Source organism: Candidatus Saganbacteria bacterium (assembly GCA_026387835.1).
Taxonomy (GTDB): Bacteria; Margulisbacteria; WOR-1; order JAKLHX01; family JAKLHX01; genus JAPLKZ01.
Genome location: JAPLKZ010000010.1, coordinates 269,141 through 281,718, shown reverse-complemented (window position 1 = coordinate 281,718; position 12,578 = coordinate 269,141). Strand labels below are relative to the sequence as shown.

The 12,578-nt window shown below is 46.3% G+C and carries 8 protein-coding genes; 7 read left to right on the top strand and 1 reads right to left on the bottom strand.

Features of this window, described 5'->3' with window-relative positions:
• The 7 genes from ruvB to NTZ10_05430 all read left to right on the top strand — a co-directional run bounded on the left by ruvB (position 1) and on the right by NTZ10_05430 (position 11,358).
• Complete coding sequence (ruvB, locus tag NTZ10_05460) at positions 1-1,056, top strand: Holliday junction branch migration DNA helicase RuvB (GenBank protein ID MCX5749671.1); 1,056 nt, start codon at positions 1-3, stop codon at positions 1,054-1,056.
• A gap of 52 nt (positions 1,057-1,108) precedes the next feature.
• Positions 1,109-5,758: a translocation/assembly module TamB domain-containing protein gene (locus tag NTZ10_05455; GenBank protein ID MCX5749670.1), complete on the top strand. Its 4,650-nt coding sequence runs from the start codon at positions 1,109-1,111 to the stop codon at positions 5,756-5,758.
• Positions 5,759-5,810: 52 nt separating this feature from the next.
• Positions 5,811-7,556: a BamA/TamA family outer membrane protein gene (locus NTZ10_05450; GenBank protein MCX5749669.1), complete on the top strand. Its 1,746-nt coding sequence runs from the start codon at positions 5,811-5,813 to the stop codon at positions 7,554-7,556.
• Positions 7,557-7,580: 24 nt separating this feature from the next.
• The gene (gene rsmG, locus NTZ10_05445; protein MCX5749668.1) at positions 7,581-8,249 is read left to right on the top strand and encodes a 16S rRNA (guanine(527)-N(7))-methyltransferase RsmG; all 669 of its coding nucleotides are present in this window, start codon (positions 7,581-7,583) and stop codon (positions 8,247-8,249) included.
• 34 nt (positions 8,250-8,283) lie between these two features.
• Entirely contained in the window at positions 8,284-9,162 is an 879-nt protein-coding gene (locus tag NTZ10_05440) for an AAA family ATPase (GenBank protein ID MCX5749667.1), read from the top strand.
• Positions 9,123-10,007 (top strand): ParB/RepB/Spo0J family partition protein, encoded by an 885-nt coding sequence (locus NTZ10_05435; GenBank protein MCX5749666.1) that lies wholly within the window; start codon positions 9,123-9,125, stop codon positions 10,005-10,007. Before NTZ10_05440 ends, NTZ10_05435 begins: the two co-directional genes overlap by 40 nt.
• 136 nt (positions 10,008-10,143) lie before the next feature.
• On the top strand, positions 10,144-11,358 hold the full coding sequence (locus tag NTZ10_05430) for an ROK family protein (protein MCX5749665.1): 1,215 nt from the start codon (positions 10,144-10,146) through the stop codon (positions 11,356-11,358).
• Between the two features lie 11 nt (positions 11,359-11,369).
• Here NTZ10_05430 and NTZ10_05425 read toward each other — a convergent pair whose 3' ends face one another.
• Positions 11,370-12,578 carry a hypothetical protein gene (locus tag NTZ10_05425; protein ID MCX5749664.1) on the bottom strand — a complete coding sequence of 403 codons (1,209 nt, stop codon included), beginning with the start codon at positions 12,576-12,578 and terminating at the stop codon, positions 11,370-11,372.

Sequence of the window (12,578 nt, the reverse complement as noted above, 5' to 3'; positions counted from 1 at the left end):
ATGAACGAGGATAAAAGCAGGATCGTCACTCTGGGGAGAAGCGATGAAGACGCCGCTTTCAGCGGGCTACGGCCGCGCAGGATAGACAACTATATCGGCCAGGAAAAAGTCAAAGAAAGCATAACGGTCGTCATGGACGCCGCTAAAAAGCGCGGCGAGACACTGGAGCATATTCTGCTCTACGGTCCTCCCGGGCTTGGCAAGACGACCCTCGCGAACATCCTGGCGAACGAGATGGGAGTCAATATCAAAACGACTTCCGGCCCGGCAATCGAGAGGCCCGGGGACCTCGCGGCGATACTTACCAACCTCTCCGAGAATGATGTCCTTTTTATTGACGAGATACACCGCCTGAACAAAGTGGTTGAAGAAATATTATACCCGGCGATGGAGGATTTCGGCCTTGATATAGTGATCGGCAAAGGTCCGAGCGCAAGGTCCATAAGGCTTGACCTTCCGAAGTTCACGCTGATAGGCGCTACGACACGGATAGGCCTGTTGACGGGGCCGTTCCGCGACAGGTTCGGGATGATCTCCAGGCTGGAATTTTACACTCCTCAGGAGCTTACAAAAATAATTGAAGCAGCTGCTGAGATACTGAGTGTCCATATTGACAAAGAAGGTGCGCTTGCCATCGCAAGAAGAGCAAGGGGGACACCTCGCATAGCCAACAGGCTTCTAAGGCGCGTCAGGGACTGGTGCCAGGTAAAAGCGGGCGGTTCCATCACAAAAGAAGTCGCCGCTTCCGCCCTGAAGCATCTTGACGTAGATGAACTGGGGCTGGACAATGTCGACCGTAAGATCCTTCTTGTCATCGCTGAAAAATTTTCCGGCGGTCCTGTAGGCGTTGATACCATATCTGCGGCGATAAGCGAAGATCCCGGCACGATAGAAGACGTCTATGAACCGTATCTCATGCAGATAGGATTTTTGGACCGCACGCCAAAAGGAAGGGTCCTTACAGAAGCAGCTTACCGGCATATCGGCAAAACGCCTCCGCAGGCAAGAAATCAAAAAGATGTTCAGCAGCCGGCCTCGCAGATAAGCTTGTTATAGACCCCGAAAAATCTCCTTTCCACGAAATATATTAGGTGTTATAATTTTTCTAATGATCAAAAAGATCTGTTGTGGATGTATTATCTTTTTATTGACGTTTTCCTGCGCCCAAAGCATCCCCTTTTTCAATATTGAGAACCCTATTTTCTCAAACATAAAAGAAGAAATATCAAAACAAGCGTCCGCGATGATGGGCAGGGAGATCTCGGTCGGTTCGGTCGATGAGATACTTTTGGACTCTATTACTTTGAACGATGTCAGGATCGCGAAGTTCAAAAAACTGTCACAGGGAAGCGTAATAACCATAAAAAGGGCGAAAGTCCATTACAACGTGATCCGGGTGCTTGCGGTAAAAGACATTATCTCTGCTATAGGGAAGATCGAGGTTTTCGAACCTAAGGTCTATTTGGAGCATGAAAAGGACGGTTCGTGGAACCTTGCGAAATTGCTGGATCCCGGCGGCGGCGGGGCCCCTCCTCCTCCGTTCAAGGGCAAGATCTTCATCCGTAACGGCACCGTAGATTTCAGGGACCTTTCCGGATTCGGTCCCGAACACCTCAAACAGCCGTTTGTCTCAAAGATCGCCAATGTGACAGGGACTGCCGATCTTAGCAAAAAAGACAAGATATTTTTTGCGGTTTCATGCCTGTCGGACGGGGCCCCGATAAGATCGGAAGGCAAAATAAACCTGAAAACTTCAAGGGCAAGGATAAAATTGACGGCTGCCGGGCTCAAAGCAAATCCGTGGATCAAGTATCTTGCGATCCCGGCCGTAAAAGCTACAGACCTTAACGGTAAAACCGCAGTCAGTCTTGATATCCAGACACTTCCGAAGATGTTTATAAAAGGAAGCGTAAGCATTTCTGACGGGAACATATATGGGAGACCGTTTTCCGGAAAAATTGACATATCTTTTGATGAAAAAAGGTTAGTTCTCGGTTCTGATAATGGAACATTCTGCGGCGGGACAACAACGGGTAACCTGGCTGTGCTATTCGCGGTAAAAACACCCCTTATTAACGGGGAGGTCAATTTTTCGAAAGCTGATCTGAAAAAACTTTCCGGCGGTCTTGCCGGAACAAAAGGACTTGCAAGCGGGAACGTCCTGATAAACGGAGCTGGCGAGAATGTCAATTTAACAGCAGAAGCTTCTCTTTCTGATGCGTCACTTGCAGGTCAAAACGCCGACAGGATAACTGGCACAGCTGTTTTTGAGAGGGGATGCGTCACGTTTGACCGGGTCGAAATATTCAACGGGCAGTCCAAGGTCGTCTCTTCCGGCAGGATAGAAAAGGACCTTTCATTTTATGCCAGGGCTTCGGCAAGCAGATTCAGTGTCAGCAACCCGTATTTCCTGGATGGCGTACGAGGGACCCTCGATTATTTTGAAGGAAATATTTCTGGCCGGATCGACGATTCCTTGTTCAAAAGACCGTTTCAAAATATCAATTTTGATGCACAGATGAAAATTTCGGACGCAAGGATATCTATGCAGGACATTACTTCTGCAGAGGCGCAGGCCTCACTGAAAAAGGGAGCTTTTGAACTAAAAAAGTTTATTTTATTTGCCGGTGACTCTAAGATAGAGGCCAGCGGGGCACTTGCGAGAGGCACGGCCTCCTCGATAATGATCAGGGCCAAGAATGCCAATGTGGCCGACTTTAAGATCATTGACAAATTCGCACCCTCCGAAAGAGGAAGTAATAAAGGTTTGCTGGATGTGAACGTCGCAATAAAAGGAGTGCCGGACAAAGGGACTACACCTCTTGAGATCCTGCAGGGGCTTGATGTTTCATGCGAGATGGAACTTAAGGATGCGATATTATCAGGCGAAGAGGTCAAAACGGCAAAAGCATCGTTCCAATTAAAGGAAAAGAAACTCGAGATAAAGAATATCACCCTGACAAACAGCGACTCTAACATTTCTATATCCGGCAAGGCCGGGCTTGATGATAAAGCGGACATAAACTTAAGCGGAAATATCGATCTTGCAAGGCTCAGGCCGCTCACACAGAGGTTCGCAAGGATCAATGGGTGCGCCGTGTTCAACGGAAATATCAGCGGGAAATTCTCTCATCCCTTGGCCTTGCTCAATTTTAGAGTAAAAGACCTTGTCTTTAATGAGATAAAGCTGGATAGGTTAGACGGAACAATAAAGTATAAAGATAAATTCATTTCCGTCGAAGGACCGGTTATCATCAGTCAGGGCGCTGACAGATATTCTGTCTCCGCAGAGCTGGACCTTAACGGGAAAGAGCCGTCTTACTCCGGTCAGATCTATACAAACAGGGGCGGGTTAAGTACAGCGGTCCAGATCAGCAGCATGGTCTATTCCGAAGCGTTGAGGATGATCGGATCTGCGGACAAAGCCCCGATAAAGGTGGCGATAAGAAAAGATGATATTTCGTTCCCTGATCTGTCAGGATATAGATCACAAAAAGGAGACGTTTTGTTCACTCCGGATAACGCTTTTCTGAAGGCATGGACAAAGAGCGTCAAACCGTCGGCAGAACAGCAGCGCGCGCTCGATATTTCAAAACTTAAAATATCCGGCTTGCTTGGAGCGAACATATTTGTAAAAGGCAGGGGAGCGGATGTTGAAGTCAAAGGCTCGGTCAGGATAATCAACGGTCTGTTGGGGCAATATGATTTTGACAGCCTGGATGTATCCGGCTCATATAAAAGCGGGAAAATATACCTGAATGGCCTGTCATTGAAAGATCATGGAGGAAATCTTGATGCATCGGGCATGATCGATGTTAAAGGTCCTATAGATCTGAATGTTTCCGCCAAAGACCTTCCGGCGGAAAAGATAGAGACCGCGACCGGCCTTTCTTTTCCTATAGACGGCAGGCTCACAGTTAAAGCTTCTGCAAACGGCAAATATTTCGATCCCAATATCAATGCCGTCTTTTCTATAAGCAAAACAACCGTGGGAGGTTTTTATGTCGAAAGCCTTTATTCAAAAGCCCGTTACTCCGGAGGCATGCTGGATATCGAGGAGCTTGATATACGCAACGGCAAGCAGAAAGCTTCTATAAAAGGCAGGATGCCTTTTGTCTCGGGAAAAAATATCGACATCAAGATAGATCTGGCCGGGGACAATGCCGGACTTCTTGTTACGCTGTTTAAAGGGGTGAGTTGGACTTCGGGAGGAGGGCAAGTAGATCTCGACTTAAGCGGGACAATAGATAAACCTTTAATAAACGGAAGTGTCGTTATAAATGATGCTGTAGTCAATATCGACCAGATCAGATCGACTTTGTATGACTTTGACGCGGACATAAAGATAGTGGACAGCTATATGACGATAAAAAGATTTTCCGGCACTATCTCGGGAGACAGGACACTGAAAAAATCCGATGTTTTTTCTATCGCGGGAGATATCGATCTCGCAGACCTGATCGGCAAAAAACAGATCTGGCTGAATATCGCAGCAGCTCCCGTGACAGGTTCGGTCGGCATCCCCGGGTTTTATTCCGGGCAGGCGGATTTGAGGCGCCTGAGCCTGAAAGGCACGCTATCAATGGACGGGTCATTAAGCAAGAGGCAAAAAGCTGTTTTGTCAGCAGACCTTAACATACATGACGGTAAGGTAATAATCCCACAGGGAAAACAAAACGACGCAGCTCCTTTTGTCGACATCGGTTTTGATGTCGATCTTAATATCGGCAAATCGGTCTATCTTGTCCAGGGGGAGTCGAACAGGCCGATCTCTCTGGACATGTCTAATATTAACCTTGAAGTAGCCTCTGAAAATCTTGAGTTAAAAGGTTTCCTGTCATCCCCGACAATCATAGGAGACGTAGATATAAAAAGCGGTACGGTTAACATCCTGGGAAGGGATTTTAATATCCTATCCGAAGATAAACAAGAGCAATATTTCAGCTTGAACAGGTCAATGATCATGAAAAACACAGCCATATTCTCGGGGGGCAGCGGTTTAACCTCTGCTCTGCCTTATCTGTCGATCACGGCGCAGAGCGAGGTCAAGGTAAAAGAAAAAGTTGCTCAATCCACGCCTCCTGCGTCAGGGATCGACAGCGGTGTGCCGCAGGAATATACCCAGCAAAAAGTATATGTCCTGACAAGAGCGACCGGCATTCCTTCGGACAAAGAAAAAGCGAGACCTTTAAACATCCAGTTTTTCGCGTTCAAGGAAGACGCCTCAAAAACACCGCCGATGGTCAGCACTACTTATGACCAGAATAAAATAAGAGAGATAATACTGCCTGATTTTGTCAGGGACACGTTGAACCTGTCAAATACGGGCGGGGTTATGGATACGAACGCGATACTCGTGGATTACCTTAACTCCAGCATAAACTCATATCTTGTAAAAAGTATAACAGGCAATGTGGAAAAAGCGCTGGGGCTCGAGAGCTTTACGCTGGACTACAATTTCGGACGAGACCTTGAAAAATACCTTCCGACAAGACGCGGAGAGTACGGATATACAGACAAACCACAGCTGGCCGTGGGCATAGCTAAGGGCTTTTTTGATAAAATATTTATTCAGTTGAAGTACGCGCAGTCAACGCAGCAGAACACGGTTTACAACAATTCATCTTTCAATTATCAGATATCCTGGAAGATCGACAGATATTATTCGCTGGCTTATTACAGGGAACCGATGCCTTATATCAAGGATTGGAGCGTTACATATTACAAGCTCATGCTTCAGTACGCGTACGTTTTTTGAAAACAAGGTGTGGATAAATTTGTATAATTAAAGTAAAATGAAAGTATCAGACATGAAAAAAATATTTTGCATCTCGGCCGCGGTTTTTCTGCTGTCAGGCATTTCGCTGGCGATAGATTTCAGCCTGAAGTCCGCGCCAGATCTTGGTAGCTTGACCGGACCTGCCGTCACAAAAACAGATGCCGTGACCGTTGACAGTCTTATAACCGGAATAAACATAAAAGGTAATTTCATTATCCCGTCGGGAAAAATACTCGAGCAGGTATCAATACGCGTTGGAGACCGCATGACCCAGCAAAGTCTGAATAATGATGTAAAAGCCATATACGCAATGGGGTATTTTGCGGATGTGACAACGGATCTTAACAAATCCAGAAAAGGCACTGCGGTGACTTTCAATGTGGTCGAGAACCCATGCCTGAAGGGTATAACAATAGAAGGATGCAGCGTCTATCCCGCGGCAAAGATATTTTCCATGATGCGTTCAAAGCAGGGGGAGATAATGTCTTTCAAATCTATCCAAGAAGACATCAAGGCCATCGATGATATGTATCACAAGGACGGATATATCCTTGAAAGGGTCGTCAACGTCACTACCGATCCGGACACCGACATCCTTCAAATTAAGCTTGTCGAAGGAGCGATAGAACAGATAGCTTTGGACGGCAACACCCTGACCAAGAATTATGTGATCTTAAGGGAGATGAAAAGCAAGCCGGGTACGGTCTTAAACGAAAAGGTCCTGGCAAAAGACCTTAAAAGAATATTCAACCTGGGATTCTTCTCGGATATTTCTCCGGACTTCGAACCTGCGGCTGCTCCTGACAAGATAATACTTCTGGTTAAGGTAAAAGAAAGCAAGACCAACACGATCAACTTCGGCGGCGGCTATGGAGAGCGCGAAGGAATGTTCGGGTTCCTCGACCTTAGTGCGGAGAACGTTTTCGGCACCGGACAGGGAATATTGCTCCGTGGCCAGGCCGGTCAGCAGCAGTCTACGTATCAATTCAGGTACATGTATCCCTGGTTCCTGCCTGACAAGCTTGGTGATAAGGTCTCGGCGACCGTAAGAAGATGGTATACGATCGGAAAGAACGTATATTTGATCGGCCAGCCTGAAAGCGACGGGAAATTTAACGGATGGGACTTAAGTTTAAATAAACCCGTCAACGATGAATGGAATGTTACTCTTACCCTAGGTTCAGAAAGGGTCGAACCGACAGTGACATATTTTGATCCCTATACTTCAAACACTATAGGGTTTTCTCTGGCATATGACACAAGAGATAATTGGATGAACCCGTCCACGGGAAGGTTTGCGACTTTCGGGATAACAAAAGGCTGGAAGGTCAAGCCGGATATAACTACCGATTTCACAAAGAACACGGTCGATTTGAACCAGTTCTTAAAATTGGCAGATAAACAGGTACTTGCTTTTCACTTTGGGGTAGGCGTGGGGGTTGGCGATATCCCTCCCGGAGAGCTCTATTATGTTGGCGGTGCCAATACGGTCAGGGGCTATGATCCGTCCCAGGCGCAGGTCGGCACCAAAAAATATGTTGCCAATATCGAATACCGCTACACTTTCAACGAAACATTTCAGGGAGTGCTTTTCTATGATCTGGGTAAAGCATGGTACCATCCCAGATGGCCCGATTTGGACAACTCTATATCCGGCAGGGGTTTCGGTCTCAGACTTAATACTCCGATGGGTCCCATCAGGCTTGATTTCGGTGTCGGCGCGTATAAGATGTTCTCTGAAGGCGTTCTGCATTTCTCGATCGGCCAGGCATTTTAGCTCTTAGCCGATAACTTATAACACGTGGACAAAGAAGCCCGATTTAAAATCTATTCAAAAGAGCTAATTAATTGGAACAAAAAGTTCAACCTAACTTCCATAACCGATGAAGATGATATAATCCTCAAGCATTTCAAAGACTGCGAAACGCTAAAAGAAGCCTTCGATTTTTCAACAGGACATCCGGAAGTAATCGACATCGGGACCGGAGCGGGATTTCCGGGGCTGGTCTTGAAGGTGCTTTTTCCGGACATAAAATTGACTTTACTCGATTGTATAAAAAAGAAGACGGGATTCCTATCTCATATTGCCGATATCCTCGGGTTTAAGGATATAGACATCATCTGGGAACGGGCCGAAGATTATGCAAAAAAAAGAAGAGAACAATATGACGTGGCCGTATGCAGGGCCCTTGCGCCTTTGAACATCGCATCAGAACTCTGCCTACCTTTTGTAAAAACGGGCGGAATCTTTATAGCGATGAAAGGGAAAGACATCGAAACGGAAATAAAGAACGCGGAAAAAGCTTTGAAGATCATGGGAGGAAAGCTTGAAAGGACGATACAGGTAGAATTGGACGATGAAAAGAACCGTAAAAAGTATCTGCATCAGATCGTAGTCATAAAAAAAGAGAAACTAACGCCCGAAAAATACCCGAGAAAACCAGGAATTTGCAAAAAACGGCCTCTATAATGCTAATTTTTTTTATGTTATACTAACCCTATAAATGGGGAAAATAATATCCATATGCAACCAAAAAGGCGGAGTGGGAAAGACCACGACCGCTATCAACCTTTGTGCGTTTTTGTCGGTTTCCGGCAAGAAGGTCCTTCTTATAGACATGGATCCCCAGGGTAACGCGACGTCAGCTGTCGGGCTGGCAAGGGATGCGGTAGATTTTTCGATCTATGATATCCTGACGGACGGACTCGAGGCCGAAAAAGCTATCAAAGAGACAAAAACGAACAATCTGTCCGTCATACCGGCGACCACAGACCTCGCGGGAGCAGAGATAGAACTTGTAGGAATGATGGCCCGCGAGTTTAAATTGAAGGAAGCGCTTAAAGATGTCAGTGACAAATTCGATTACATCATAATAGACACTCCACCCTCCCTTTCACTCTTGACGGTAAATGCCCTGGCCGCGACTGACGAAGTGATAATCCCCATACAATGCGAATATCTTGCGCTCGAAGGCCTGTCGCAGCTATTAAAGACTATAGAGCTGATAAGGGTTAATCTCCATCCGGGGCTTAAAATAGGCGGTATAGTCCTGACAATGTACGACTCTAGGCTGATACTGAACAATGAAGTGAGAGAAGAGGTCAAAGACCATTTTCCGGACCTTGTCTTTGATACCCCTATCCCGAGGAATGTCCGTTTGAGCGAAGCGCCGTCGCACGGGATGCCGATATTGTTCTATGACCCGACTTCGACGGGCGCGGTCGCTTACGAGCATTTCACGAAAGAACTTCTTGAAAGAGAAAAAGCTCTTTTCGGAAAAGAGCAAGTTCCGGATGAAGAAATAAACGATATACCGGGCAGAGAAAGGATAAGCGGTCAGCAATGTCAACAAACGCAAAGCGCGGCCTTGGCAGGGGCCTAAGCGCACTCATCCCTTCAGGCGGAGAGACCGAAAAAGCGGCCCTCCCGTTCACATCGGGACGCGCGGTCCTTCAGGTAGACATATCAAAAATAATCCCTAATCCGCGGCAGCCCAGGAAGTCTTTTGACCATGCAAAATTGAACGAGCTTGCTTCCTCCATCAAGGAGCAGGGCGTGACATCCCCGGTACTTTTAAGAAAAAACGGTGACATGTTCGAGCTTGTGGCGGGAGAGAGAAGACTGCGAGCCACAAAAAAGGCCGGTATCACGACGATCCCCGCCATCATCAAAGATTTCACCGACGAACAATCTCTCGAAATAGCTATAGTTGAAAACCTACAAAGGGAGGACCTGAACCCGATGGAAGAAGCTTTGGCCTATAAAGCTCTTTCGCTGGAGTTCAAGCTTACGCATGACCAGATCGCAAAAAAAGTAAGCAGGGACAGGTCTACCGTGACGAACACTATGAGACTTCTTGACCTGCCAAAAGAAATAAGGGACAGCATAGCGTCCGGGCAGATAACGGCGGGCCACGCGAGGCCTCTTTTGACGATCCAGGGACGCGAAAAACAGATCAAAGCGTGGGAGCAGATATTAAAAGCGAACCTTTCCGTCAGGGATGTCGAAGCGATACTTGGCGTCAAGAAGGAAAGATCAAAAGGAAAAACAAAAACCTCAAAAAGATCAGCCTTGAACCCGTTCCTTGCGGATGTCGTCGAAAAAATGACCGAAAGCCTCGGCACAAAAATAAGCCTTCGCGGGGACGAGAACAAAGGAAAGATCGAGGTAGATTATTTTTCCAAAGAAGACCTCGAGAGGATTGCCGAGAGATTTACCGCACCTTAACTTCGACCATGCGCCTTGTCTTTCCTTATTTTCAAAAATTCACTGAAATTTCATTAAAATATACACGAAATAGATTTGAGGCCAAATTTCACGACCTGTAAAGACAATTAAAATAATATCAGGAGGTAATTAGTTCATGAATACATCTGCATGCAGGAGGCTGATGGTTGCCGATATCGGTGGAGGGACTTTCCGGAGAGCATTGTTTCAGATAGAAGCCGGCAAGAGGGCGACAATGATAGGAAAGCCGGAGGCTATAGAGCTAAAATTTTCCGGCAAAAGGGATCTAATAGGATTTTCTTTGTCTCAATTAAGAGATATACCGGATGATCAGCACAGGATAGCGATCTCGATCGCAGGGCCTGTGGATACCGGTGCGGGCATTATCAGAAAACTGACAAACCAGGGAGGTATCGAAAAAAGAGACATTCCTTACAGTGCCGAACTAAAAACGGCTTTTAAATCCCAAGCAGGTAAAGATGTCGATGTAATCTTAATAAATGACGGCGAAGCAGGGGCGTGGGCTGAGTTCAGTCCTCAGGGCGCTTTAAAAGATCTAAAGACAGGCGATCTTGGACTGGCCCTTATTATCGGGCATGGTATCGGAGGACGGCTTTACAGGAAAACCGCTTCAGGCATCGAGCAGGTCCCCGGCGCATTTGAACCCGGCCATTTTTTGATCCACGACAGAATGATCGACGGCCTTGGATTGCTCAGGTATTATGCACCATTCGACCCTTGCGGCTGCGGGATAACCGGGCAGCACGGTGATGTCTGTTTTGAAACACTGGCAAAGGGTCCTTCGATATACAAGATAATCAGCGGCGTGATATCCAATATCAGGATAGTGGCTGCTTCAGCACGCACAAAAGACCAGATATTCAATATTGTAAATCCCGCAATGACAGAAACGGAACTAAGGTCGAACGTATTGATCAAACAAGTAATGCAAAGGCTCGGAATGAATATCAGCAAAACAGATACTGGCCAAATTATAAAATCGGCCAGTGATCACTTGAACTATCATGATGTGGACGCTGTAATGGGAAAAACTTTAGGGAATGAGCCGATATGCAAAGAGGTCCTGACAAGGATAGCATATCTGCTGGCCTTTAGACTTGAAGCTTTACAAAGAGGATATGATGATCATGCATCGCCGATAACATTTGCATTGATCGGTGGCGTGGGCGTAAGTAAAGGTGCATATCTCACAAGAGATATGACACGTTTCAGTGCAGATGCGATCGAAAGACCGTCCTGGGGTAAAGCGCCAAAGTATGTTACAGGTGCATTTCCTTCTCAAGAGACAAATCTGTGGGGATCATTGTTTTATATGATTAACAACGGATAGTTAGGGCCGTATTAATTCTTCAAGCTCTTTAGAGTTTTTACGAAGCTTTTAAAGAGCCTGTTCTCTTTCCTGTAAATACAGATATTTATTATTGTCAGCCCTAAAAATATAAACGTTGTCGGTGCCAATGTCCGCGGAAAAACGAACTGGGTAAGCCACAGCGAGAACATAAAGCAAGCGTCGATAAAAGTAAACCTGAATTTTGCCAGTGTAGAACACCCGTAAAAAGTCATTGCCATTGAAAGCGCAATCTGCCATTTATGGTAATCATCAAGGGGGACTGTCATTATCTTCCCGCAGGAAACCGAATATACCACAGGCACCATAGCTATCAGGAGCGTCCACTGGTTCACTTTTGATGAGATGAAGTTAACCAAACCCATCGGGGCCAGTTTTATGTGAGCCGCCCAGTAAAAGGCGGTTACCTTTTCGGGGAATTCCGAAAGGAACGGAGCGACCCACTGGACAAAAAGAAAGGTCGATATGCCGAGAACGCCGGCAAGACCCCTCAGGCTGTGAAGAAAAGGCTGCGCGATAAATAGAAATGTTCCACCCCCGACGGCGAACAGCAACAGTATCACCGCCTTTTTTACGAAAACATTTTGTATTTTTACGATGACCTTGCAAGGTTCGATAAGGTCATCGATCCTTTCTTTTTCCTCTGGCTCGAGCCTGAACAAAAGCCTCATATACCAGGCAAATATCGAAAGAAGCACAATAGAATCTATTATGGTCAGCGTGCCTTTTGTAAGCACGACGCAAAAATAGAAGCTGCTTATTAAAAGAGCGGCGACCTCAATGCTGTGAGCTTCGCGTATCACGATCTCCTTAAGGAATTTCTTTTTTTTAACAAAGTTCATTACTGAAGCGATGAAAAAGATACCGGACCATCCCACTCCCATGAGAAGCCGGTTTGAGCCGGTAAAGTTGGCTAACATAAGAGGCACGTCCTTTTCCCACGCGATCACACCCTCGACAAAGAACTCCGGGATGACCTGAAGGAGGGCGATAATCGCGATCGCAAATCCCTGAGAGACCACGAACTGATAGCATTCGGCCCCCCAGCTGATAAGGAGAGCAGCCGCGATCACCGAACTGAAACTGACAAGGGCAAGTATGGTTATTGAGACCTTACTAAAATTGCATATAAATACGCCGGAAAGGCTGACAGCTATAAGGAAGATATATATAAAAAGGATCCAAAAATACTTGGGTCTCAA

Excerpts from the sequence above, each read along its gene's own strand:
- NTZ10_05455 (MCX5749670.1), top strand. The coding sequence starts at position 1,109 with ATGATCAAAAAGATCTGTTGTGGATGTATTATCTTTTTATTGACGTTT.
- NTZ10_05450 (MCX5749669.1), top strand. The coding sequence starts at position 5,811 with ATGAAAAAAATATTTTGCATCTCGGCCGCGGTTTTTCTGCTGTCAGGC.
- ruvB (MCX5749671.1), top strand. The coding sequence starts at position 1 with ATGAACGAGGATAAAAGCAGGATCGTCACTCTGGGGAGAAGCGATGAA.
- NTZ10_05435 (MCX5749666.1), top strand. The coding sequence starts at position 9,123 with ATGTCAACAAACGCAAAGCGCGGCCTTGGCAGGGGCCTAAGCGCACTC.
- NTZ10_05430 (MCX5749665.1), top strand. The coding sequence starts at position 10,144 with ATGAATACATCTGCATGCAGGAGGCTGATGGTTGCCGATATCGGTGGA.
- NTZ10_05440 (MCX5749667.1), top strand. The coding sequence starts at position 8,284 with ATGGGGAAAATAATATCCATATGCAACCAAAAAGGCGGAGTGGGAAAG.